Here is a 22,829-nt window from a genome sequence, read left to right as displayed (position 1 = left end):
GACCCCGTGTCGCACGTTCCCCCCATCGAACCATCCGAGCCCGCCCGCGACGAGCGTCCGCGTCCCCGGTATGGCGAGTACGCGCCGGCGTCGCAGACACCCCCTGCGGAGGCAGTTCGCTCCGAGGCCACGTCGACCGGCGCGACCGTAGAGGCCCAGCCGTTCGCCGCCTCGACGTTCGCTCCGACCTCGGCCGTCTTCCACAACGCTCCCCCAGCGAAACCGAAGACTCTCGGGGTCGTGGCCTTCGTCGTCGGCCTGGTCGTGCTCCTGTTCGCCGTCGTCTTCTCCGTCGTCGGAGGCCTCGCCTTCGCGCCCATCGCGGGCAAGGCGATCACCGCCGGCGGCACGATAGACCAGACGGTCATCAACAGCGATGATCCGGGCATCGCCGCGTTCGGAGTGCTGAGCACGGTGTTCTTCGTCGCCGGAACACTGTTGGGCCTGTGGGCCATCGTGCAGGGCCTCATTGCCACGATCAAGAAGCGCGGCAGGGCATTCGGAATCGTTGCCATGGCACTCGCCGTCGCGACCCCGGTGATCTCGTTCGTCGTCTTCTACGCCGTGACCTTCGCCTCGGCCCCGGAAATCTTCAGCAACGTCGGCTGACGAGAGGCGTCAAGCCGGTGAGTGAAACTGCTGCTGGGCGGCCGTGAGACCGTCGTCGGCGATCTTCTCGACCGCATCCGCGGCATCCACGAGCAGATTCAGCAGTACCTGACGCTCGGTGCCGGAGAAGTCCCGCAGCACGAAGTCGGCCGCATCCATGCGACCGGGCGGCCGCCCCACGCCGACCCGCACGCGAATGAAGTCGGGCGTTCCTGCGGCACTGATGATGTCGCGGATGCCGTTATGACCGCCCGGGCCACCCCCTGACTTCAGGCGAAGGGTGTCGAACGGAATATCGAGCTCATCGTGCACGACGATGAGCCTCGACGGATCGAGGCTGTAGAAATTGAGAAGCTGAGAGACCGGACCGCCCGAATTGTTCATGAATGAATTCGGCTTGGCGAGGATCAGCTTGGGACCGCCCGGGCGCAGAAAGCCCTCGGCGACCGTCGAGTTCGTCTTGTGTTTGCCGAACTTCGCGCCGATTCGGGCGGCCAGTTCGGCGAGGACCATCTGGCCCACATTGTGCCTATTGCCGGCGTAGCCGGGCCCGGGGTTCCCGAGCCCGGCTACGAGCCAGACATTGTCAGACAGTTTCGTGCCTCACGTCGTGCGTTGAGATCGTTACTCGGCAGCCTCGGGCGAACCGGTGGCCTCGTCGCCAGCGCTCAGCGAGTCGCCGAGGTCGGCCTCTTCCGGAACGGTGACGTTGATGACGAGCAGCTCCGGGTCGCTGACGAGCGTGGCGCCCTCGGGCAGCACGACGTCCTTCGCGAGGATCTGGGTGCCTTCGACGGCGCCCTCGATGTCGACGACGATGCGCTCCGGGATGCTGATGGCCAGCACCTCGACGAGCAGCGTGTTCTCGTCGAGCGAAGCCAGCGTGCCGGCGAACGACTCACCCTCGACGTGGATCGGAACCTCGACCTGGACCTTCTCGCCCTTGCGCAGGACGATCAGGTCGATGTGCTCGATGATCTGCAGAACCGGGTCCTTCTGAACGTCCTTGACCAGGGCGGCCTGCTCGGTGCCCTCGATGTCGAGGTCGAGAACGGCGTTCGCCTTGCGCAGAATCAGCGCGACCTGGTGGCCGGGAAGCGTGATGTGCACGGGCTCGGTGCCGTGACCGTAGAGAACGGCAGGGATCTTGCCCACGGCGCGGATCTTGCGGGCAGCGCCCTTGCCGAACGAGGTGCGAACCTCGGCGACGACGTTGTTGTCGTTCTGGGCGTCTTTTTTGTCAGCCATGAAAGTGCTCCTTGACGAGCCGAGAGGCCCGCATCGTTAGTGTCAATGATTCAACTCGACCGCGTATTGCGAGAGGAAAGACCCAGTTCTTGCGTGCCTCATCCACCGCGTCGATAACGGATGCTCTTCGGGCGCAGTGATCGCACGCCGAACGGCATCCCTCGCCGAAGTTCAGTGGCCAGTGTACACGGCGGGTCAGCGCGCCGCTCGCCGCGCACGCGCAGACGACGCTGCCGATCCGATCAAGGCCACGCCCAGTACGGCGATGACACCGACCGCGAACATCGTGGATGCTCCGGCGGAGGCGTCCGTGGACACCCAGGTCAGGGCGCGAAAGACGAACGTCGACACAGCGGGCAGGAAGCCAGCCACGCCGGCGACCAGGAGGATCACACCCACGACCGCCGTTCCGACCGAGCTCCACGCGGCGGTGAGTGCGACACCGCCCAGAACGAGACATCCGGCCAGGAGGATCACGAGCGAGGCGACGTCGAGGGAACGGCCGCCGAACGCCCCGGCCGAGCGCAGCAGCTCGGTCGATCCGACGACGAGCAGCGCGAGCCCTCCTGTCGTCGCGACCACGGCCACGACGAGCGACACGACCGCGCGGGCGCCGCGGCGCCGGGCTGCACCCGAGCGCGAGGCGATGACGCGTGCGAGAGCAGATGCGAGCAGCACGACACCGACGGCGAGGAGAAAACCGGACTGTGACCAGAGAGTGAGTGTCACGACGGCGGTCGGTCCGAAACCGGGCAGCACCTGTGCCGCCGACAGTGCCAGCATCGGATCGAGAAGGAACGCCACGGACGATGCGGTGACGAGGATTCCGCCGATCAGTGGGCCCGCTGCGGAGAGCAGTCCGGACAGTACGACCACGATAAGCAGCACCAATCCGGCTACGGCGACGAGGATCGACCCGATATCGGGTTCGGTTCGGGCTTGCAGGACGGTCTCCTGGTACGCCCGACCTCCTCCCGCGACGACGAGCAGAAGAGCCGGCACCGTGACGATCAGCCCGATCACCGCGCTGATGACTCGAGCGGCGACCGACCCTCCCCCGGATCGCGACCCGCGCGCGGGAGATTCCTGAAAGTCGGACGCGGAGAAGATTCGCTGGGACATTCAGCGATCTTCTCAGGCGGTGGCCGGCACCGCCACCCGCCTGCCTCGCGCACTGGCGAAGAGCACGCCGCCGACCACGAACACCCCGGCGATCAACTCGACGATGTCGATGACCTCTCCGAAGGCCAGCCACGACGCCAGAACACCCACAACGGGTACGAGCATGGAGAACGGAGCGACCACGCTCGAGGGATTGCGTTTCAGCAGGCCGCCCCAGATTCCGTACCCTACCAGCGTGGCGATGAGCACGATGTAGAGAAGGCCGAACAGAGCCGGAAGGGCGACGAGCGTGAACATCGTTCCGAGGCTGTCGCCGATGCGCTGCGGCCCTTCGACCAGCAGCGCGACCGCGAGCATCGGAACCGGCGGCACCACCGACATCCACAGCGTGAGACGGAACGGATTCGGAGCCTCGGCCTTGCGGGTCGACACGTTGCCGATCGCCCAACCGAGCGCACCGCACAGGGTGAGGATGACGGGCAGCAACGCGGCCACCTGTGCTCTGTACACCGCGATCGCAGCGAGGCCCAGCACGGCGACGGCGATGCCGATCGCCTGCCGCTGGGTGATCCGCTCGCGCAGCCAGATTCCCGCGATCAGCACCGTGAACGGGGCGGATGCCTGCAGCACGAGCGAGGCGAGACCGCTCGGCATCCCCGCGGCCATGCCCGCGTAGAGAAAGGCGAACTGGAGCAGTCCGATGCCGAGACCGGCGCCGAGCAGCCAACGCAGCTTGATCGCCGGTCGGGGAACGAAGAGCACCGTCGGAATCGCGATCAAGGCGAACCGGAAAGCCACGAGAAAGAAGGGCGGAAAGTGATCGAGGGCGAGGGCGGTGGCGGGAAAGTTGAGCCCCCAGCACACGGCGACGAGTACAGCGAGGAGTCGATCTCGGGGGGACATATGCCCATGGTGACCTACTTGTAGCTGAAGGACAATTGCATCGGAAGGCATCGACTTTGTAGCCTTCCTTCATGGATGTGAATCAACTCGCCCTGCTCCGCGAGCTGGCCGAACGCGGAAGTGTCACCGAGGTTGCGTATGCACTGGGCAAGACGCCCAGTGCCGTCTCGCAGCAGTTGCGCACGCTGCAGCGTCAGGTCGGCACCGTGCTGGTCGAACGGGTAGGCCGAGGCGTGCGCCTCACCGACGCCGGACACGCCCTGGCAGAGAGCTCCGTGCGGGTCGCGACGGCCGTAGCCGAGGCCGAGGCGATCTGGAGCGCCTTCCGCGGCGGCGCATCCGGAACCGTGCGCATGGCGATCTTCTACTCGGCGGCGGAGCTTCTTGTGCCCGGGCTGCTCACCCGTATGCGCGCGCACCCCGGCATCGCATTGGAGATCTCCGACCGCGATGTATCGCAAGACGATTTCGCCGCGCTCACGAGCGACTTCGACGTCGTCGTCGCCCACCGCTCTGACGACGTCCTTCCGTCAGACCGCGAACGCCTCACCGTCGTACCTCTCTTGAGAGAACCGCTCGACGTCGCGCTTCCGCTCGATCACCCGTTGTCGTCGCGGTCGCGGGTCTCTCCCGCCGACGTGATCGAAGAAGACTGGATCGGCGTTCCGGTGAATTTTCCCCTCGATCGGGTCCTGCAGGCGATGTCGGCCCAGGCGGGCATCTCCGCACACGTCGTCCACCGCACCACTCATCTGCCGCTCACGGAGAAACTGGTGGCGGCGGGCCACGGCGTCGCGCTACTCCCCCGCAATACGTCGCTCGAACGCGCATCCGGGCGCTACGTGCTCGTACCACTCACCGATCTCAGAGCGGGTCGCCGCATCGAGGTCCTCATGCGTCCAGACCGGGCGGCCAGACGCGCCGTACACCTCGTTCTCGACGAACTCGTGGCCGAAGCCGGCGCATCCGACCCCCGTGAGGGCGTCGAATCAGAACCGCAGCAGCACCTTTCCTGACACCGCGGAGTCCTTCGCCACCTCGAACGCCCGCAGAGCTTCCTCAACGCCGAACTCGTGGGTCACGACGGCGCCCACCTGCAGCGAACCGTCCGCGAGCGCCGCGATGACCTCGTCGATCTCGTCGTTGAATCGGAACGACCCGACGAGTTCGAGTTCTCGAGTGATCGCCGTGGAGATGAGCGCCGGCTGTTCTCCCGAGGGCAGGAGCCCGACCATCACGACCCGGCCGCCTCGGGTGACTCCGCGCACCGCCGACGCGAGCCCGCGGTGACTGCCCGATGACTCGAGGGCGATGTCGGCATCGACAGCGGCGATCGCGGCACTGTCGGTTGCATGGATCGTCCTGTCGGCTCCGACCGCCGAAGCGATGGCAAGGGGCCCTTCGAACATGTCGGTGACGACGATCTCGGCCGCACCGGCGCGCTTCAGAACGGCGACGATCAACGCACCGATCGGGCCGCTTCCGATGACGAGCACGCGTTTGCCTCGCACCTCGCCCGCCCGGGCGACGGCGTGCCACGCCACGCTGGCCGGCTCGACCAGCGCGGCGTCGCGCAGTGACAGGCCGTCGGGAAGCGGGCGCAGCATCCGGCTGTCGAGCACGACACGAGATGCAAAAGCGCCGTCAGTGTGCGGGTCTCTCGCCGCGCTGCCGAGATAGGTGCACCCGGGCGACAGATTGGGACGGTCCTCGGGATAGCGGGAGCCGTCGCCCGGCCCGGGTGTGGCCGGGTGCACGGCGACGCGCGTTCCCGCTGCGGGGCCCGAGCCGTCGGCCGCAGCCTGGCGCACGCTGCCCACGACCTCGTGCCCCAGGAGCATGGGCCGCTTGAGGATCGATTCTCCCGCCGCTCCGTGCAACCAGTAATGGAGATCGGAGCCGCAGATGCCCCCATACGCCACGTCGATGATCGCCTGGTCGGCACGGGCCACCGGCACGGCGATATTCTCGACGCGCAGATCGTCTTTCGCATGCGCCACGACGCCGACGGCGGCGCCGCTCACAGCGTGGGTAGCGGCTGCTTCTGTGGGGGAACTCATCGGGTGCGTCTCCTAGACGATCGTGCTGCTGAGGGTTCCGATTCCCTCGAGACGGATGTCGACCCGGTCGCCGGGAACGACGGGGAGAAACGTTCGCGGTGCACCTGTCATCACGACATCGCCGGCTTCGAGATCGAGCCACGACGTGACATAGACGAGCGTCTCCACCACCGTCGAGCCCAGGTTGAACGAGCCCGACTCAGCCAGCACGACACCATTGATGGCGACCTCGGTGGGCACGGATTCGGGGTCGTCGATCTCGGTCTCGATCCACGGACCGAGCGGCGTGTAGCGCGGTCCGCTCTTGCTCTGAAAGTTCTTCTCGTCGATCGGCACCTGGTCGACGTTGGTCACGTCATTCGCAATCGTGTAGCCGAGCACGGCATCGAGAGCGTCGTCGACCGTGAGCTTCGACGCGTGGCGACCGATCACGACGGCGAGCTCGCCTTCGACGTTGACCTGGCCGACTCCGCGCACGATCTCGATGTGCGCGTTCTGCCCGGTCACCGTGTGGGGCGATTTGTACCAGGCCTGGATGGGAAGCACGTGGTCGTTGTTGCCTTTGTTCTGCGCGATACCGAGCAGAACCCGCGGTTCGACGGGCGCGAGCAGCACAGCCTCGTCGAAAGCCGTTGTGGCGCCCGTGAACACGAGTTCGTCTGCGAAGGGGTCGACGACGTGCTGCCAACCGGCGGCGTCGGCCACCGCATGGCTCGGGCCGTTGGATGTATCGAGTCGCGCAATGCGCATATCGGTGCCTTTCAGAGAGGGTGGGAGGTGAGGAGTCGCACGGTGCCGTCAGACCACGGCGGTCATCCCGCCGTCGACGTAGACGATCTGTCCGTTGACGAAGTCCGACGCCCGGGATGAGAGGAACACGAGCGTGCCCACGAGATCCTGCGTATCTCCCCAGCGACCCGCCGGAGTGCGCGTCCTCACCCACTCGCTGAAGGCCGCATCGTCGACGAGCGCCTGGGTGAGCTCGGTTGCGAAGTATCCGGGCGCGAGCGCGTTGACCTGGATTCCGCTCGGGCCGAGATCGGCGCACATGCCCTTGGTCAGCATGGCGATTCCGCCCTTGGTCGCGGCGTAGGCGGCGATGCCCGGTCGGCCCAACTGCGACTGCACCGAGCCGATGTTCACGATCTTTCCCGAGCCGCGAGACACCATGCCGCGCGCGATCCGCTGACCGACGAAAAACGCGCTCGACAGGTTCGTCGCCACGAGGTCGTTCCAGTCGTCGGCGCTGAACTCGGTGAACGGAGCGCGGCGTTGGATCCCCGCGTTGTTGACGAGGATGTCGATGTCGCCGAACTCCCGCTCGATCCGAGTCACCCCCGCTTCGACGGCGTCACGATCGGTGACGTCGAACGTCGCCGTGAAGACCTCGACATCGCTCGAGGCGAGCACTGCGTCTCGGGCGGCGTCGAGAGTCGCCTGATCGCGACCGTGCAGCACCACCCGTGCCCCCGAGGCCGCGAGGCCGTGGGCGAGCGTGAGGCCGATGCCCCGGCTAGACCCGGTGACGAGGGCGGTACGGCCCGTCAAGTCGAAGAGGTCGGTCATCGTGAGTCCTTTGCGTGTGATGCGAGTCGGGTGCAGGTCATGGAGTGCGCGCGTCAGCGTGACGATCGGGCGAGGTGTTCCTTCTTCGAGACCATCGCGGTGGGGCGGGTGCGCACGTCCTCGTCGCTGTCGAGCACGGCGTCCTGCAACCGCGTCAGATCCCGGCCCCGGGTCTCCGGAGTGATGAACGTGGAGCCCAGCGTGATGGCGGCCAGAACGAAGACGTAGATCGCGAGCGGCCACCAGGCTCCGCCGGTGATCGCGATGAGCCACGCTCCGAGAACGGGCGCGAGGCCTCCGGCAAGAACCGCACTGAGCTCGCGCGAGGTGGCGACGCCGATGTAGCGGTGACGGTTGCCGAAGAGTTCCGGCAGCATGGCGCATTGCGCACCCAGCATGGTGTTCACGCCGAATCCGATGGCGACGGCGATCACGACGATGACGACCACGGGGTTGCCGAGCGACAACAGCCACCAGCCGGGGAAAGCGAGCACGAGCAGGAACGCTGCTCCGAATCGGTAGACCGGAAGCCGTCCGAACCTGTCCGACAGATGGCCCGCGAAGGGCACCGAGACCATGCCCACCAGGGAGCCGACGGCGACGGCCAGCGGGCCGATCCACGCGCCGATTCCGATGGTGCCGACCACATAGCTCACGGCGAGCGTGTTGAAGAGGTACGAGCCGCCGTTCTCCGCCATCCGCAGACCGATGCCGCGCAGAACCGAGGGAAAGGAACTGGTGAAGATCTCTTTGAGCGGGCTGTCGGCGACCTGCTCCTGCTTCTCGAGTTGCACGAAGGTCGGGCTCTCGCGCAGTCGGAGCCTGATGAAGAGCGCGACGCCGATGAGCACGATCGAGGCGAGGAACGGGATGCGCCAGACACCCGAGAGCAGCACCTCGGTGGGCAGCGTGCCGAGGTAGACGAAGACGCCGGCCGCGAGAAGCGTTCCAGCCTGGATGCCGATGAAGGGCAGTGCGGCGAAGAAGCCTCGACGGCGGACGGGCGCGTACTCGGCCATCAGTACCGTTGCGCCGGCCTGCTCGGCGCCGGCCCCGAAGCCCTGCAGCAGACGCATGAGGACGAGGAGGATCGGAGCCCAGATGCCGACCTGCTCGTAGCTCGGCAGAACGCCGACGAGCGTCGACGCGCCGCCCATCAGCGCGATCGTCACGAGGAGAACCCACTTGCGACCGAGACGGTCTCCGATGGTTCCGAAGAAGATGCCGCCGAGCGGGCGGGCGATGAACGCCACACCGAATGTGGCCATGCTCGCCACGAGACCCACCGCGGGATCGAGGTCCGTGAAGAAGACCTTCGAGAAGATGAGCGCCGAGGCCAGCCCGTAGAGGGCGAAGTCGTAGTACTCGAGGGCGCTTCCCACGCTCGAGGCGAGGGTGGCTCGACGGAGATTAGCAGCGTAGTCGGGATCGTCGGATGCCCTGGCCGGTGTGGATGGATCGTTCGTAGTCACGGTTGTTCTCCTCGCTTGGAGACACCTCATACGGTGCCTACGAGAAGTCACCGTTGATTTCGAGGCGTCGACCTCAGCGGGCTGCTTTGCCCGCCGAGACCGACGCTAACACCCTGCTGAACAGAGTTCAACATTCTGAACGAAATATTTATCGCTCACCTTTACGGCAACCGTCAGGCGACCAACAGAGGTCGCGTCAGCTCGTCGGCCGCCACCCGCAGCGCCTCCAGAACGTCGCCCCTCTGCTCGGGGGTGTCGCTCGGATGCACGAGCGACGCGCCGATGCTGAACGACGGTTCGCCCACCCTGCTCGACGGGATGAGCACGGCCAGACCGAGCACGCTGAGATGGATCTCCCCGTCATCGACGGCGTACCCCTGCACCCGCGTCTCCTCGAGCTTCGCCTGCAAGGACTCGAGATCGGCGGTCGATCGGTTCGTGAGGGTCACGAGGTGACTGGGCTCTCTGAAGAGGTCTTCTATGCGTCGCGGATCGAGTTCCGCGAGCAGGGCGGTGCCCACCGCCGTCGCAGATGCAGGATAGCGGTCCCCGACGCTCGCGGAGAGAGGAAAGCGCTCGCGCCCCTCGTAGACGGCGAGGTAGAGAACCCGTGCACCGTCGAGCATCGCTATCTGCACCAGCTGCGAGCGAAGCACCTCGGACTCTTCGCAGATGCGATAGAACTCCCGGATCTGATCGAATCCGGCGAGGTACGCGCTGCCGAGCTCGACAGCGCGCCGACCCAGCAGAAAGCCACCCTCCGTGCGTCGCACGAGGCCACCCTCCTCGAGGGAGGCGCACAGATTGGAGGTCGACGACTTGGCGATACCCAGTTCGCGCGCGATATCACTCAAGGCCCTGGCACGCCCGGGGGTCTCCGCGAGCAGATCGAGGATCTTGACCGCCTTCACGACCGCGGGAGCGAGTGCACCCTTGTCGGCCTCGGTGTCTGGAACAGCCATCGTCTCCCCTTCGACTCGGACTCGTGGCCCGTCGACTAGTAGAACTCGACCGTATCAACCCGATTGATCAGATCCTCGCCATCGAGGTAGCGCCGTGCATTCTCGGCGAAGAGCTCGGCGATGAGCCTGTCCTCCTCGGAGTTGACGGCGGCGGTGTGCGGGCTCACCAGCACTCGAGGAGAATCCCACAGCGGGCTGTCCGCTGACAGCGGCTCCGACGCGAAGACGTCGAGCGCTGCGAAGCCGATACGCCCGTCGTCGAGGGCGGCGACGAGGGCGTCTTCGTCGATGACGGTGCCGCGGCCCACGTTGACGAGAGTGGTTCCGGGAACCACACTGGCGAGGACGCGCGAGTCGATCATCTTGTCGGTGGCGGCCGTCCCCGGCAGCGTGACGACGATTCCGTCGACTCGGGCCACGACCTCGGCCAGGTCATCGGGATGAACGATCTCGTCGACGTGCTCCACGGGCGTCGCGTGCCTGCTCGTGCCGATGACGCCGGCTCCCATGGCCTTCAGCTTGCGCGCGGTCTCACGCCCGATACTGCCGAGGCCGACGACCAGGATCGTCTGCTGCGCCAGGTGCTTCATGTTCCACCTGTCGGTCCAGCGGTGCTCGCGTTGCTGCTGCTGCAATCGCGGAAGCGTCTTGGCACCCGCGAGCAGGCCGAAGACGGCGAACTCGGCGAGCGGGCCGACATGCACGCCGGCCGACGAGGTCACGGCGACCCGCGCGAGCTGCTCGTTGGTCAATCCGGCCTTCTTCACCTGACCACCCACACCGGCAGGCATGCCCTGAACCCAGCGGAGACCCGGATTCGCATCGGCGGCGCGCTTGAGCGCGGTGGCCGATTCGTCGGGCAGTCCATAGAGCGCCTCTGCACTGTCTATCAGCGATTCGAAGCGCTCCTGCTGCTCTGGAGTGCGCTCGAAAGAGGGGTCTCCCGAGTGATCTCCCGGAAATCGCATCGGGGGCAGAAGCTCCTGATCGCGGATGAAGTCGATGCGGGGCTCGCGCGCCACAACCATCTCGATGAGCTCTTCGCTGATCGGGGTAGCCGCAACGACACGGAGTCGATGGTCTTCTTGAGTCACGTCGTCGTCCTTAGAAATCCGTAAACTTGTCTGACGTTCAGTCTATCCAGCTATTCACTCCTCTGAACAGTGTTCTATATGCTGTTCACATGTCAACGGCGCATACAGCTTCTTCCGCTACAAGAAATCCTGATACCCGGCTCTCGATCGGCATGATCGGTCTCGGCAACATGGGAACGCCCATGGCGTTGAACCTCCTCGCCGCATTCCCCGGCTCTCTCACGGTCACCGCTCGCTCCCGCGATCGGGCCGCTGCCGCCTTGTCGGCGGGTGCCGCGTGGGCCGACACCCCGGCCGAGATCGCACGCGCGAGCGACGTCGTCATCCTCATGGTCCCCGACCTCCCACAGGTCGACGAGCTCCTGTTCGCCGAAGGGGGCCTGACCGAGGCACCGACCACCTGCGTGGTCGTCGTCTGCTCGTCAGTGTCGCCCACAGGCATCCGCACGACCGATGAGCGTCTGCGACAGCAGACCGACGGCCGGATGCACATCGTCGACGCGCCCGTCTCGGGCGGAACCGAGGGCGCGGCGGCCGCGACACTCTCGATCATGGTCGGCGGCGGCGAGGCCGATGTCGCCACCGCTCTACCCATCCTCGCGGCGTGCGGCACCCCGGTGCATCTCGGGCCCCTCGGTTCGGGCGACATCGCGAAGGCCTGCAACCAGCTCATCGTCGCGGCGACGATGGCCGCCGTCAGCGAGGCGAGCGTCATCGCCGAGCGCTCGGGGCTCGACCTCGACGCCCTGTTGACACTGCTGCAGGGAGGGTACGCGGGCAGCCGTGTTCTCGAGACGAAGAAGGACAGGCTCGTCGAGCGCGACTACTCCCCCTCGGGCGCCGCCCGCTACATGGTCAAAGACCTCTCGTTCGCCCATGCGGCGGCCGTCGAGACGGCCACGACGGCGCCGGTTCTGGATGCGCTGCGCGCACAGTTCGACGGCCTGGTCGCAGCGGGTCTCGGCGACGACGATCTCGCCGTCATTCACCGCTACATCTCAAGCCCCGAGCAACCCCGTTAGCTACGCTGTAGACGACGGAACAACACCTAGGAGACCAGACAGTGTCAGACACTTCAAGTTCGACGGCCACCGCCAACATCGGCGTGGTCGGCCTCGCCGTGATGGGCTCGAATCTCGCCCGCAACCTCGCCAGCCGCGAGGGCAACACGGTCGCCGTGTACAACCGCTCGCCGGAGCGCACCGACCTCTTGACCAGTGAACATCCGGAGGCCGAGTTCGTCGCCTCCAAGACGATCGAGGAGTTCGTGGCTTCACTGCAGAAGCCGCGTACCGCGATCATCATGGTGCAGGCGGGCAAGGGCACCGACGCGGTGATCAGCCAGCTCTCCGACCTCTTCGAGGAAGGCGACATTATCGTCGACGGCGGCAACGCGTTGTTCACCGACACCATCCGTCGCGAGAAGGCCGTGCGCGAACGCGGCATCAACTTCGTCGGTGCCGGAATCTCCGGTGGCGAAGAGGGCGCCCTGAACGGCCCCAGCATCATGCCCGGCGGTTCGGCAGAGGCTTACGAGACCCTCGGCCCCATCCTCGCCTCGATCGCAGCCGTCGCCGAAGGCGAGCCCTGCGTCACCCACGTGGGCACCGACGGCGCGGGCCACTTCGTCAAGATGATCCACAACGGCATCGAGTACGCCGACATGCAGCTCATCGCCGAGGCCTACGACCTGATCCGTCGCGGCACGGGCTACTCCCCCGCTCAGATCGCCGATGTCTTCGCCGAGTGGAACACCGGCGAGCTCGAGAGCTACCTCATCGAGATCACCGCCGAGGTCCTTCGTCAGGTCGATGCGGAGACGGGCCGCCCGCTCGTCGATGTGATCCTCGACCAGGCAGGATCGAAGGGCACCGGCGTCTGGACCGTGCAGACCGCGCTCGACCTCGGCATCCCCGTCTCGGGCATCGCCGAGGCCGTCTTCGCCCGGGCCCTTTCATCGAAGCCCGCCCAGCGCGCCGCATCCAGCAGTCTGCCCGGCCCAAGCGAGACCGTGGCCGTCGACGACCCGGCCGCGTTCATCGAAGACGTGCGCAAGGCGCTCTACGCGTCGAAGATCATCGCCTACTCGCAGGGCTTCGACGCCATCGTCGCCGGCGCCGAGCACTACGGCTGGGACATCAAGAAGGGCGAGATCGCCAAGATCTGGCGCGGCGGCTGCATCATCCGGGCCCGCTTCCTCAACCGCATCACCGAGGCGTACGCCGAGAACCCTGGCCTCGTCGCCCTGGTCACCGCGCCGTACTTCACCGAGGCGATCGCGGGAACGCAGGATGCCTGGCGACGGGTCGTCGTGAGCGCGGTTCAGGCCGGAATCCCGACCCCCGCCTTCTCGTCGTCGCTCGCCTACTACGACGGGCTGCGCGCAGACCGACTGCCGGCATCCATCGTGCAGGGGCAGCGCGACTTCTTCGGAGCGCACACCTACAAGCGCATCGACAAGGAAGGCACCTTCCACACTCTCTGGTCTGGCGACCGCACAGAGATCGAGTCCGAGGGCTCCTCGCACTAGCCGACGCAAAAAAAGCCCCGTGCCTGCTCTTCAGCGGGCACGGGGCTTTGTGTCGTCTAGAGGACCTTCGAGAGGAACGACTTCGTACGGTCCTGCTGCGGGTTCGTGAGCACCTCGCGAGGATCACCCCGTTCGACCACGACGCCGCCGTCCATGAAGACAAGAGAGTCGGCCACCTCTCGGGCGAATCCCATCTCGTGCGTCACCACGATCATGGTCATGCCGTCTTTGGCGAGCTGCTTCATCACATCGAGCACCTCGCCGACGAGTTCGGGGTCGAGCGCCGACGTAGGCTCATCGAACAGCATCAGTTTCGGATCCATCGCGAGTGCCCGAGCGATGGCGACCCGCTGCTGCTGCCCGCCCGATAGAGAAGCCGGGTAGGCCTTCGCCTTCTCGGCGAGCCCCACCCGGGCGAGCAGCTCAAGCGCTCGCGCAGACGCGGACGCCCGGCTCTGCCGCTTCACCTGCAGCGGTGCCTCCATGATGTTCTCGAGAACGGTCAGGTGTGGAAACAGGTTGAAGCGCTGGAACACCATGCCGATGTCTTTGCGCTGCGCCGCAGCCTCCTTCGGTTTCAGCTCGTAGATCTTGTCGCCGCGCTGGCGATACCCGATCAACTCGCCGTCGACCGTCAACCGGCCTCCATCGAGCTTCTCCAGGTGGTTGATGCAGCGGAGGAACGTGGACTTGCCCGATCCGGACGGCCCGATGACACACACCACCTCGCCCCGGTTCACAGTCAGAGAGATGTCTTTCAACACGGTGTGCGACCCGAACGACTTCACGACGCGGTCGGCGATCACCATGGGGCTGGATGCGAGGGGTTCGGTCATGAGGATCGGCCTTCCGTCGAGGTGTCCGGTTGCGCGGCGACAGGAGCCGTCGGGGTCGCGCCCACGAGAACGGCGGGGTTCTCCACGCCCGGTCCCACATCGACGAAGCGCGATCCGCGGGCGAAACGACGCTCGAGGAAGTACTGCCCGATCATCAGGAGAGAGGTGAAGAACAGGTACCAGATCGATGCCACGATGAGCAGCGGAATGGGATTGAACGTCTCTGCCGAGATATCCCTCGTGCGCGTGTAGAGGTCGGTCGACAACGGCACCGCCGTGACCAGCGAGGTCGTCTTGAGCATCGAGATCACCTCGTTGCCGGTGGGCGGAATGATCACTCTCATCGACTGCGGGATGATGATGCGGCGCATCGTCTGCGACCACGACATGCCGAGCGCGGTCGATGCCTCGCTCTGTCCGGGGTCAACCGAGAGCATTCCCGCCCGGACGATCTCGGCCATGTAGGCGGCCTCATTGAGCGCGAGACCGATCACGGCGAGCCAGAACACGCTGATCGCGTCTTGGGTAGTCCAGCTGAACAGCACATCGGAGCTGAAGGGCACCCCGACCGAGATGGTCTTGTAGATCGTTGCGAGCAGGCCCCAGAAGACCAGCTGCACATACACCGGGGTGCCGCGGAAGATCCACAGGTAGGCCCAGGCCACCGACTTCAGCACCGGATTGGGCGAGAGCCTCATGACGGCGAGAAGAGTGCCGAGCACGATCGCGCCCACCATCGCCAGCACGGTCAATTCGATCGTGACGAGCGCCGCCTGCGAGACGCGCACATCGAAGATGTACTTGCCCACCGCCGGCCAGTCGTACGCCGGGCGGAAGAATGCCGCGTCGACGACGAACAGCACGACGATGAGGATGATGACGACGGCTACGACGTTGCGCACCGGGTGCCGGAGCGGGATCGCGACGATCCGCTCCGGCTGACCCGAGGGTCCTGTGGTCTCCATGAGAGCTACTCCGTGGCGCCGTTGATGTCGATCTTGTCGATGGCGCCCTGCTCGACGCCCCACTTCGAGAGGATCTCCTTGTAGGTTCCGTCATCCATCAGCGACTGCAGCGCAGCCTGAAGCGCCTCGCCGAGTCCCGAGTCCTTCGCGATGGGCATGCCGTAGAGGAAGACCGAGTAGACCTCGCCCGAGGTGACGAGCTTGCCGTCCGACTGCGCGACGGCATACTGCGTCACGGGAGAGTCTGCCGACATCGCGTCGGCACGGCCGAGGGTGACCGCCGCCGTGGCGTCGTCCTGAGTGTCGTAGCCGAGCAGTTCAATCGGCTCCTTGCCCGCGGCGACGCAGGCGTCCGACTTCGCGGGGCCATCGTCGAGGGCCTCCGTCGTTCCATTCTGCACGGCGAGCTTGATGCCGCAGGCGTTCTCGGGATCGATCTTCTTGTCGGCCAACGACGCCCACTGGATTCCCGCGGTGTAGTAGTCGATCATGTCGACCTGCTGCTGGCGTTCCTTCGTGTCGAAGAACGACGACAGACCCAGGTTGTACTTTCCACCGGTGATCGAGGGAATGATGTTGTCGAACTTGGCGATCTGGTAGTCGGTCGTCAGACCGAGCTTGGCGGCCATCGCGTCGGCCAGCTCGATCTCCCAGCCTGTCGGGTTGCCGTCGGCATCCTTGAATTCGTTCGGAGCGTAGGTGGCGTCGGTGCCGATGACGAGCTTGCCGGCCGATGCCACGTCTTCGGGAACGAGCTTCGCTGCCGCGTCGTCTTTGGCGACGGCAGGGGCGGTGCCGCTCGACGCGGGAGTGGTGGGCTCGTTGTTCACGCAGCCGGTGAGCAGCAGGGCCGCGCTGGCCAGCAGCGCTATGGGGACGAGTCTGATCGATTTCATTGGAGCCTCATTCGGTGTGTTGATGGTGGTGATGATGCGATAAGGAGAAGCTGAGTGCGGACCGGCGTCATCAGAACACCCGACGGCCCCGGACCCAGGTCTCGCGGGTGCGGGTCTCGGAGATGAGTTCGGCGGGTGACGCGAAGGGGTCACGATCCACGACCACCAGGTCTGCATCGAATCCCGCCTTGATTCGTCCGGCGGAATCGTGGCCGTTGATGCGCGCCGACCCCGAGGTGTACGACGCGAGCGCCTGCTCGAGGCTGAGCGCCTGTGCGGGGTAGAAAACACGGGGCGTGTAGTCGGCGTCGCCTGGAGGAAGCGTGCGATTGACAGCCACATGCAACGCGGCCCAGGGATCGGGCGTGGTGACGGGCCAGTCGCTGCCGGACGCCAGCTCTGCTCCGGCGCGCGCGAGATCGGCGAACGGGTATTGCCACGCCGCGCGCTCATCTCCGAGGACCGGCAGGTTCAGTTCGATCATCTGCGGTTCGAAGCTCGCCCAGAGTGTCTGCAGATTGGCGGTCACGTCGAGCTCCGCGAAGCGAGGGACGTCGTGTGGATGCACCACCTGGACATGGGCGATGTGGTGTCTGTTCGCGCTCGGCCCGTTGCGTCTACGCGCCTCGGCGAACGCATCCAGAGCCTCGCGCACGGCGCGGTCACCGATAGCGTGAAAGTGAATCTGAAAGGCGAGCGCGTCGAGGGCAGCGACGTAGTCGCCGAGCACGGCGGGGTCGACGAAGGACAACCCCGACCCGAGCCCCTCCGCGCCGCATCGGCATCCGGCGGGAACGACGTAGGGATCGATCATCGCCGCTGTCTGGTTCTCGGGAATGCCGTCCTGCATGATCTTGATGCTCGACGCGGCGAAGCGTTCGTGCACGAGCTGATCGCGTCGCGCGACGAGCTCGGGGATCTGTTCGGCGCCCCTGTTGCGATCCCACCAGAGAGCCGCGACGACGCGGGCGGTGAGGTCACCGTTTCGCGCAGCACGCAGATACACGTCTCCCGTATCGCTGTGGTTACCGTAGTCACCCACGATCGCGTCCTGCCAGCCGGTGACGCCGACGGAGTGCAGGTACTGCTGAGCAGTGAGCAAGGCCGAGTAGTTGTCGTCGTCGGTGTCTTCCGGGATGTGCCGGGAGACAAGCAGCCGCGCGCCCTCCTGCAGCACTCCGCTCGGTGATCCGTCGGCGTGCCGCTCGATACGGCCGTCTATCGGATCGGGCGTGTTCCGGTCGATCCCGGCGAGCTCGAGCGCACGGGTCGATACCCAGGCGCCGTGATGGTCGCGGTTCGCGAGGAACACCGGTCGTCTGCCGACGACGGCATCGAGATCGGATGCCGCGGGTACGCCGCCGGGGAAAGCCGCGAGCTGCCATCCCCCGCCCAGAATCCACGGGAGCTCGGGGTGGGCATCGGCGTAGGAGCGGATGATCGCGAGGTACTCGTCACGCGTCGACGCCGGCGACAGGTCGCAGCGCATGCGCTCGAGTCCTCCCTCGATGGGATGGATGTGGGCGTCGGTGAAGCCGGGAAGGATGAGGCCACCGTCGAGGTCGACCGTGCGAGTGCCGGGGCCGACCATACCGTCGATATCGGAACCCACGCCGATGATGTCCTTGCCCGAGATGGCCACTCGTGTCGACGAGGGCAGCAATCGCCGCCCGTCGAACACGGAACCATTCTCGAAGACGATGTCTGCCTGTGCTTTCACGTCTGGAGCCCTCCGATATCCAGAGCATAACTCACCGATGGCGACGGAATCAGTGCCGTAATGAAGTGTTTACAACCTGATCCGCAGGCCAGGCCACCGGGTGAGAGACTAGACGGCAGATGTCCTCTTACTCAGACGAACCAGAACTCTCGGGCTACGTTCCGCACGGCGAACGGCCCCTGAGAAGTGTGCGCATGCGCCGAGCGATGCGCATCGTCGTGGTCGTCGGGCTCGTCTGTCTGGTGCTGCCGGGCATTCTCACGACGGCGAGTTTCAGCCACGCGACTGCCGAGCGCGCTTGCGCGATCATCGCCCCTTATCAGGATCCCTCGACGCAGGGCTCGTCCGCGCATTTCGAGTTCTTCGGGGAAGGCGGCCTCGGGTGGCAGTGCTACACGGTGGGCGCCTACGGCGGCGACCGCAATGTCGCGCCACTCGGCCTGTTCCCGTCGATTCCCGTCCGGCCCGAGCCGGGCCAGGCGACCTAGACGGATCCACCTAGGTCAGATCTAGCTAGCCCAGACGCGTAACGACCTCGCGAGCCGAGGGATTCGTCGCACTCGTGCCGTCGGGGAAGATGACGGTCGGAACAGTCTGGTTTCCGCCGTTCAGCGACGCCACCAGCTCGGCGGTACCGTCTACCTCTTCGATGTTGACCTCGGTGTAGCCGATGCCCTGCTTGTCGAGCTGGGTCTTGAGTCGCGAACAGTAGCCGCACCACGTGGTCGAGAACATGGTGATGGTGCCGGCTTCGGGAATGTAGTCCATATCTACGAGCCTACGCTCGAAAAAAGATCAGGCGTCCCCGTCGAACATGCTCGTCACCGAACCGTCTTCGAAGACCTCGTGGATAGCGCGGGCGATCAGCGGGGCGATCGGAAGGATCGTGAGCTTGTCGAATCGCTTCTCGGAAGGCAGAGGAAGGGTGTCGGTGACGACCACCGAATCGATGAAGTCGGACTGGAGGATCTCGGTGGCCGGATCGGAGAACACAGCGTGGGTGGCCGCGACGACGACGCTCAGCGCCCCCGCCTTCTTCAGCGCTTCGGATGCCGCAACGATGGTTCGTCCGGTGTCGATCAGGTCGTCGACCAGCAGACACACCCGGCCGCTGACGTCTCCCACGATCTCGTGTACAGAGACCTGGTTGGGAACGAGCGGGTCGCGACGCTTGTGGATGATCGCCAGAGGAACTCCGAGCTTGTCGCTCCAGATGTCGGCGACGCGCACGCGGCCCATGTCGGGAGACACGACCGTGAGCATCGAGGGATCGAGCGCTGTGCGCATGTGCGCGAGGAGCACGGGCATGGCGAAGAGGTGGTCGACCGGGCCGTCGAAGAAGCCCTGGATCTGTGCAGCGTGCAGATCGACCGACATGATGCGATCGGCGCCGGCTGCCTTAAAGAGGTCGGCGACCAGGCGGGCCGAGATGGGCTCGCGCCCGCGGCCCTTCTTGTCTTGCCGGGCGTAGGGGTAGAACGGGGCGACCACGGTGATGCGCTTTGCCGACGCACGCTTCAGGGCATCGACCATGATGAGTTGCTCCATGAGCCACTCGTTGATCGGCGCCGTGTGCGACTGGATCACGAAGACGTCTGCGCCACGCACGCTCTCGTCGTAGCGCACGTACAACTCGCCGTTGGCGAAGGTGCGGGCATCGGTGGGGAGCAGATCGGTTCCGAGCGCCGCAGCGACGTCGATGGCCAGCTGCGGGTGTGCACGACCGGATGCGACCAGAAGGCGCTTCTCCCCGGTAGAGGTGATGTCCGACAAATTAGTCTCCGCTCTGTTCTGACGCACGGTCTTCGGCGGCGATCGCCGCGGCGGTTCCCGGTCGGTTCGTGCTGACCCAGCCCTCGAGGTTTCGCTGTGGGGCCACATTGATGGCCAATGCGCCGGCCGGTACATCCTTTCGGACGACGGTCCCGGCGCCCGTGTAGGCTCCGTCGCCAATTCTAACGGGGGCGACGAACACGTTGTGCGAACCGGTGCGCACGTGCGAACCGACGATGGTCTTGTTCTTGTTGACGCCGTCGTAGTTCGCCGTGATGGTGCCCGCGCCGACGTTGGATGCGACTCCGACGGTGGTGTCGCCGATGTACGAGAGGTGCGGAACCTTGCTGCCCGCACCGATCGTGGAGTTCTTGGTCTCGACGAACGTGCCGATCTTGCCGCCCGCCTCGAGGATCGTGTTGGGGCGCAGATAGGCGAAGGGGCCGACGCTGGCACCGGCACCGATGACCGACAGGGTCGCATCCGTGCGTTTCACCACGGCGCCCTCGCCGATCTCGCAGTCGACGAGAGTCGTGTCGGGGCCGATGACCGCGCCGGTCGCGATGACCGTGGCCCCGCGGATCTGCGAGCCCGGGAGGATCTCGACGTCGTTGGCGATGGTCGCCTTGAGGTCGATCCACGTCGTCGCGGGGTCGTGCACCGTCACGCCCGCCAGCTGCCATCCGCGCACGATGAGCGCGTTGAGCTTGGCGGCCGCGACGCTGAGCTGGGCGCGGTCGTTGATGCCCTCGACGAGCCAGGGTTCGGAGACCGGAACGGCCGCGACCTCGGAGCCCGCCGCTCGCAGCAGGCCGACGACGTCGGTGAGGTACTTCTCTCCCTGGGAGTTCTGCGTGTCGAGCGACGCGAGCGTGTCGCGCAGCTCGGAGAGACCGAACAGGTAGACACCCGCGTTGATCTCGGAGATCGCGAGCTCGGACTCGGATGCGTCGCGATGCTCGACGATGCGCTCGAGGCGGCCGTCGCCATCGCGCACGATACGGCCGTAGCCCGTCGCGTCGTCGAGGAAGGCCGACAGGAGCGTGGCCGAGGATGCGCCCGCTCGGTGTGACTCGATGAGGGCGGTGAGCGTGGCCGCGTCGAGCAGGGGCACGTCACCGTTGACGACCAGAACCTCGCCGGTGAAGTCGGCCGGAAGTGCCGCGACAGCCTGCTCGACTGCTCGCCCGGTTCCGGGAATCTCGTCTTGATCGACGATCATGCCCCCGGGCAGCTGCTCGTCGATGACCTCGGCGAGCTGGTCGCGTTCGTGACGGACGACGGCGACCGTGTACGCGGCATCCATCTCACGCGCCGTCGCGAGCACGTGGCTCACGATCGGGATACCCGCGAGGGTGTGCAGAAGTTTGGGAGTGGTGGACTTCATACGCGTGCCCTGGCCTGCCGCCAGGATCACGATGGCCAGGTGGGAATCGGTCAATGCTCTGCTCCGTTTTCTGGCTGCGGCACGGCGTCCGTCGTCGGCCGCGGTGCGGTTTGCGTCGCCTCAACGATACCGTCAGCGGGCTCGCCCTCGCTGCACTCGAACGCTGCGCGCGCACCCTGCGCACGGCATACTTGCGCTATGACGCGAGGATTGGGGCCTCTGGCCATGACGCTCGGCATCCTGCTTCTGGCCGGATGCTCCGCAGACGCGGGCGCACCCACGCCGGGCCCGTCGGCGAGCGGCTCCCAGAACGGCTCCGCTGCGGACGACGCGCGGCCCGTGCTCTCGCCCGGGACGACCGCGGCATCCGGCAGCTTCGTCGGCTCGGGCGACGTGATGGGCTCGGTTGTCGTTCGGGTGAACGACGCGGGCATCTTCGAACTCGTGGTCGACGACCTCGTCGTGTCAGACTCCGCCGCCGTGCAGTTCACGCTCACCGCCGATGCGCTGTCACCTGACGAACGGTGTCTCGATTCCGACTGGCGCTTCGGGCTCGGGCAGGCGGATGCGGGCCACGATCCCGCGGCCCAACTCGTCTTTCCGATCGGCGGCAGCGACGGCATCGGGCAGGGCGACGTCTCTTTCATTCGAGAAGTGGTCGTGACCCGGGCGGCGTCGGGCGGCGCAGTGGATAAGTCCTGCCCCATTCCGATCGTCTCGCACGCGACCCTGACGTGGGATACGCCTGACCTGCGCCCCGGCCTGTCTGTCGCGGACTCAGGCGCGACGACGGGAGCCATGGGCACCGTGAGCCTCGACAGCGATGACAAGCCGATCGCCTACACGGTCGCTCAGGGAGACACGCTCGCTGCGGTGGCCGAGCGCTTCGGCATCGCCCTCGACGATCTCTTCTACCTCAACCCGAGGCGCTCTCCCAACCCGGAAGACGCACAAGCCTTCACGGGCGAGACGCTCAACCTCTCGCGCGAGAATCGGTGAGCGCCAGAAGGGGCAGTCGGCGAGATCGTTCTGCGGCTCCGTTCCGTTTGCAGCCGCGTTTTCTGCTGCGGCTGCTGCCATGAGTTGTTTCGGTGCGGGTTGCATCCTGCCCTCCGGTCGGATCACGTAGCGGTAGCCGGCTGGCGAGGTGGCGGTGAGGGTGTCGTCTCCGTTCTGTGTGATCTGCCACCTGGTGTGGTGCTTCACCGTGTGATGGCCCTGACTCAGCGGGGCGAGATTCTCGGGAATAGTGTTGCCTCCGTAAGCATGGTCTTCTGTATGGTCGACATCCGCCTGTTCCGACGGAACAGTGCACCCCGGAAACACACACGTCGGATGCACCAACCGGGCGATTGCCTCCGTAAGCATGGTCTTCTGTATGGTCGACATCCGCCTGTTCCGACGGAACAGTGCACCCCGGAAACACACACGTCGGATGCACCAACCGGGCATGGTCGATCATGCGTGCCGTCGGCCGGTAGTCCCTCGGGTCGGTCGTGAGGATGCGTCCCGTGATGGGGTCGGTCAGGATGCGCCTCCACGAGGTTGCCTCCGCCGTCAACTGCGCCGCCGTGGCTGGGTCGATCGGACCATAACCGCGGAGGATCGCGGCCTCCTCACCAACACCGAGCACTGTCATCACCGCGGAGGATCGCGGCCTCCTCACCAACACCGAGCACTGTCATC

The 22,829-nt window shown here is 66.0% G+C and carries 23 protein-coding genes; 6 read left to right on the top strand and 17 right to left on the bottom strand.

Annotated elements, in window-relative coordinates:
• Window positions 1-6: 6 nt before the first annotated feature.
• Window positions 7-609 carry a DUF6264 family protein gene (locus ASE64_RS10510; RefSeq protein WP_055780033.1) on the top strand — a complete coding sequence of 201 codons (603 nt, stop codon included), beginning with the start codon at window positions 7-9 and terminating at the stop codon, window positions 607-609.
• Window positions 610-618: 9 nt separating this feature from the next.
• Here the strand turns inward: ASE64_RS10510 and pth are convergent, their stop codons facing one another.
• The 4 genes from pth to ASE64_RS10490 form a co-directional block, all read right to left on the bottom strand.
• Entirely contained in the window at window positions 619-1,203 is a 585-nt protein-coding gene (gene pth / locus ASE64_RS10505; RefSeq protein WP_082466154.1) for an aminoacyl-tRNA hydrolase, read from the bottom strand.
• Window positions 1,204-1,233: 30 nt separating this feature from the next.
• Window positions 1,234-1,857 (bottom strand): 50S ribosomal protein L25/general stress protein Ctc, encoded by a 624-nt coding sequence (locus ASE64_RS10500; RefSeq protein WP_055780027.1) that lies wholly within the window; start codon window positions 1,855-1,857, stop codon window positions 1,234-1,236.
• Between the two features lie 195 nt (window positions 1,858-2,052).
• Window positions 2,053-2,979, bottom strand: a complete 927-nt coding sequence (locus tag ASE64_RS10495; protein ID WP_055780024.1) for a hypothetical protein — start codon at window positions 2,977-2,979, stop codon at window positions 2,053-2,055.
• Window positions 2,980-2,991: 12 nt separating this feature from the next.
• Entirely contained in the window at window positions 2,992-3,882 is an 891-nt protein-coding gene (locus tag ASE64_RS10490; protein WP_055780022.1) for an EamA family transporter, read from the bottom strand.
• Window positions 3,883-3,953: 71 nt separating this feature from the next.
• On the opposite strand from ASE64_RS10490, the gene ASE64_RS10485 reads away from it, so the two are divergent.
• On the top strand, window positions 3,954-4,898 hold the full coding sequence (locus tag ASE64_RS10485; protein WP_055780019.1) for a LysR family transcriptional regulator: 945 nt from the start codon (window positions 3,954-3,956) through the stop codon (window positions 4,896-4,898).
• On the opposite strand, the gene ASE64_RS10480 is transcribed toward ASE64_RS10485, so the two are convergent.
• The 6 genes from ASE64_RS10480 to ASE64_RS10455 all read right to left on the bottom strand — a co-directional run bounded on the left by ASE64_RS10480 (window position 4,872) and on the right by ASE64_RS10455 (window position 11,036).
• On the bottom strand, window positions 4,872-5,942 hold the full coding sequence (locus tag ASE64_RS10480) for an L-idonate 5-dehydrogenase (protein WP_055780016.1): 1,071 nt from the start codon (window positions 5,940-5,942) through the stop codon (window positions 4,872-4,874). The two genes, ASE64_RS10485 and ASE64_RS10480, sit on opposite strands and share 27 nt — an antisense overlap.
• Window positions 5,943-5,954: 12 nt before the next feature.
• Window positions 5,955-6,692, bottom strand: a complete 738-nt coding sequence (locus ASE64_RS10475) for a fumarylacetoacetate hydrolase family protein (RefSeq protein ID WP_055780013.1) — start codon at window positions 6,690-6,692, stop codon at window positions 5,955-5,957.
• 48 nt (window positions 6,693-6,740) lie between these two features.
• Window positions 6,741-7,508: a glucose 1-dehydrogenase gene (locus ASE64_RS10470; RefSeq protein WP_055780010.1), complete on the bottom strand. Its 768-nt coding sequence runs from the start codon at window positions 7,506-7,508 to the stop codon at window positions 6,741-6,743.
• Window positions 7,509-7,561: 53 nt separating this feature from the next.
• Entirely contained in the window at window positions 7,562-9,010 is a 1,449-nt protein-coding gene (locus tag ASE64_RS10465; protein WP_055780007.1) for an MFS transporter, read from the bottom strand.
• A 143-nt stretch (window positions 9,011-9,153) separates the two neighbouring features.
• Window positions 9,154-9,942 carry an IclR family transcriptional regulator gene (locus ASE64_RS10460; RefSeq protein ID WP_055780005.1) on the bottom strand — a complete coding sequence of 263 codons (789 nt, stop codon included), beginning with the start codon at window positions 9,940-9,942 and terminating at the stop codon, window positions 9,154-9,156.
• Between the two features lie 35 nt (window positions 9,943-9,977).
• Window positions 9,978-11,036, bottom strand: coding sequence for a D-2-hydroxyacid dehydrogenase (locus ASE64_RS10455; RefSeq protein WP_055780002.1), 1,059 nt, complete (start codon window positions 11,034-11,036; stop codon window positions 9,978-9,980).
• 89 nt (window positions 11,037-11,125) lie between these two features.
• On the opposite strand from ASE64_RS10455, the gene ASE64_RS10450 reads away from it, so the two are divergent.
• A complete protein-coding gene (locus tag ASE64_RS10450; protein WP_055779998.1) occupies window positions 11,126-12,058 on the top strand; it encodes an NAD(P)-dependent oxidoreductase in 933 nt (310 codons plus the stop codon).
• A 41-nt stretch (window positions 12,059-12,099) separates the two neighbouring features.
• Window positions 12,100-13,566, top strand: a complete 1,467-nt coding sequence (gene gndA / locus ASE64_RS10445) for an NADP-dependent phosphogluconate dehydrogenase (RefSeq protein ID WP_082466153.1) — start codon at window positions 12,100-12,102, stop codon at window positions 13,564-13,566.
• A 56-nt stretch (window positions 13,567-13,622) separates the two neighbouring features.
• Here gndA and ASE64_RS10440 read toward each other — a convergent pair whose 3' ends face one another.
• From ASE64_RS10440 to ASE64_RS10425, 4 genes are all read right to left on the bottom strand, one after another.
• The gene (locus tag ASE64_RS10440; RefSeq protein WP_055779994.1) at window positions 13,623-14,402 is read right to left on the bottom strand and encodes an amino acid ABC transporter ATP-binding protein; all 780 of its coding nucleotides are present in this window, start codon (window positions 14,400-14,402) and stop codon (window positions 13,623-13,625) included.
• Entirely contained in the window at window positions 14,399-15,367 is a 969-nt protein-coding gene (locus ASE64_RS10435; RefSeq protein WP_055779992.1) for an amino acid ABC transporter permease, read from the bottom strand. Before ASE64_RS10435 ends, ASE64_RS10440 begins: the two co-directional genes overlap by 4 nt.
• Before the next feature lie 5 nt (window positions 15,368-15,372).
• A complete protein-coding gene (locus tag ASE64_RS10430; RefSeq protein WP_055779989.1) occupies window positions 15,373-16,263 on the bottom strand; it encodes an ABC transporter substrate-binding protein in 891 nt (296 codons plus the stop codon).
• A 70-nt stretch (window positions 16,264-16,333) separates the two neighbouring features.
• A complete protein-coding gene (locus ASE64_RS10425) occupies window positions 16,334-17,983 on the bottom strand; it encodes an amidohydrolase (protein WP_055779986.1) in 1,650 nt (549 codons plus the stop codon).
• A 119-nt stretch (window positions 17,984-18,102) separates the two neighbouring features.
• Here ASE64_RS10425 and ASE64_RS10420 point away from each other — a divergent pair, with 119 nt between their 5' ends.
• Window positions 18,103-18,471, top strand: coding sequence for a hypothetical protein (locus ASE64_RS10420; RefSeq protein ID WP_055779983.1), 369 nt, complete (start codon window positions 18,103-18,105; stop codon window positions 18,469-18,471).
• 25 nt (window positions 18,472-18,496) lie between these two features.
• On the opposite strand, the gene ASE64_RS10415 is transcribed toward ASE64_RS10420, so the two are convergent.
• Genes ASE64_RS10415 through glmU form a run of 3 tightly spaced genes read right to left on the bottom strand, consistent with a single transcriptional unit; the run spans window position 18,497 to window position 21,197 of the window.
• On the bottom strand, window positions 18,497-18,751 hold the full coding sequence (locus ASE64_RS10415; protein ID WP_055779981.1) for a mycoredoxin: 255 nt from the start codon (window positions 18,749-18,751) through the stop codon (window positions 18,497-18,499).
• Window positions 18,752-18,778: 27 nt separating this feature from the next.
• Window positions 18,779-19,756, bottom strand: a complete 978-nt coding sequence (locus ASE64_RS10410) for a ribose-phosphate diphosphokinase (protein WP_055779977.1) — start codon at window positions 19,754-19,756, stop codon at window positions 18,779-18,781.
• Between the two features lies 1 nt (window position 19,757).
• A complete protein-coding gene (gene glmU, locus ASE64_RS10405; RefSeq protein ID WP_055779975.1) occupies window positions 19,758-21,197 on the bottom strand; it encodes a bifunctional UDP-N-acetylglucosamine diphosphorylase/glucosamine-1-phosphate N-acetyltransferase GlmU in 1,440 nt (479 codons plus the stop codon).
• A gap of 144 nt (window positions 21,198-21,341) precedes the next feature.
• On the opposite strand from glmU, the gene ASE64_RS10400 reads away from it, so the two are divergent.
• On the top strand, window positions 21,342-22,142 hold the full coding sequence (locus ASE64_RS10400) for a LysM peptidoglycan-binding domain-containing protein (RefSeq protein WP_156351807.1): 801 nt from the start codon (window positions 21,342-21,344) through the stop codon (window positions 22,140-22,142).
• The last annotated feature ends 687 nt before the right edge of the window (window positions 22,143-22,829 follow it).

The sequence above is a fragment of the Agreia sp. Leaf210 genome, assembly GCF_001421485.1.
In the GTDB taxonomy this organism is placed as follows: Bacteria; Actinomycetota; Actinomycetes; order Actinomycetales; family Microbacteriaceae; genus Agreia.
Note: the sequence above shows the minus strand (reverse complement) of the source record. Positions and strands in the feature narration are given on the sequence as shown.

Bases quoted from the DNA above. Each gene is read 5' to 3' on its own strand.
- ASE64_RS10490 (WP_055780022.1), bottom strand. From the start codon at position 3,882: ATGTCCCCCCGAGATCGACTCCTCGCTGTACTCGTCGCCGTGTGCTGG.
- ASE64_RS10480 (WP_055780016.1), bottom strand. From the start codon at position 5,942: ATGAGTTCCCCCACAGAAGCAGCCGCTACCCACGCTGTGAGCGGCGCC.
- ASE64_RS10500 (WP_055780027.1), bottom strand. From the start codon at position 1,857: ATGGCTGACAAAAAAGACGCCCAGAACGACAACAACGTCGTCGCCGAG.
- ASE64_RS10475 (WP_055780013.1), bottom strand. From the start codon at position 6,692: ATGCGCATTGCGCGACTCGATACATCCAACGGCCCGAGCCATGCGGTG.
- ASE64_RS10495 (WP_055780024.1), bottom strand. From the start codon at position 2,979: ATGTCCCAGCGAATCTTCTCCGCGTCCGACTTTCAGGAATCTCCCGCG.
- ASE64_RS10460 (WP_055780005.1), bottom strand. From the start codon at position 9,942: ATGGCTGTTCCAGACACCGAGGCCGACAAGGGTGCACTCGCTCCCGCG.
- ASE64_RS10450 (WP_055779998.1), top strand. From the start codon at position 11,126: ATGTCAACGGCGCATACAGCTTCTTCCGCTACAAGAAATCCTGATACC.
- ASE64_RS10400 (WP_156351807.1), top strand. From the start codon at position 21,342: ATGACGCGAGGATTGGGGCCTCTGGCCATGACGCTCGGCATCCTGCTT.
- ASE64_RS10430 (WP_055779989.1), bottom strand. From the start codon at position 16,263: ATGAAATCGATCAGACTCGTCCCCATAGCGCTGCTGGCCAGCGCGGCC.
- ASE64_RS10440 (WP_055779994.1), bottom strand. From the start codon at position 14,402: ATGACCGAACCCCTCGCATCCAGCCCCATGGTGATCGCCGACCGCGTC.
- ASE64_RS10435 (WP_055779992.1), bottom strand. From the start codon at position 15,367: ATGGAGACCACAGGACCCTCGGGTCAGCCGGAGCGGATCGTCGCGATC.
- ASE64_RS10420 (WP_055779983.1), top strand. From the start codon at position 18,103: ATGTCCTCTTACTCAGACGAACCAGAACTCTCGGGCTACGTTCCGCAC.
- ASE64_RS10465 (WP_055780007.1), bottom strand. From the start codon at position 9,010: ATGAGGTGTCTCCAAGCGAGGAGAACAACCGTGACTACGAACGATCCA.
- ASE64_RS10485 (WP_055780019.1), top strand. From the start codon at position 3,954: ATGGATGTGAATCAACTCGCCCTGCTCCGCGAGCTGGCCGAACGCGGA.
- ASE64_RS10415 (WP_055779981.1), bottom strand. From the start codon at position 18,751: ATGGACTACATTCCCGAAGCCGGCACCATCACCATGTTCTCGACCACG.
- ASE64_RS10470 (WP_055780010.1), bottom strand. From the start codon at position 7,508: ATGACCGACCTCTTCGACTTGACGGGCCGTACCGCCCTCGTCACCGGG.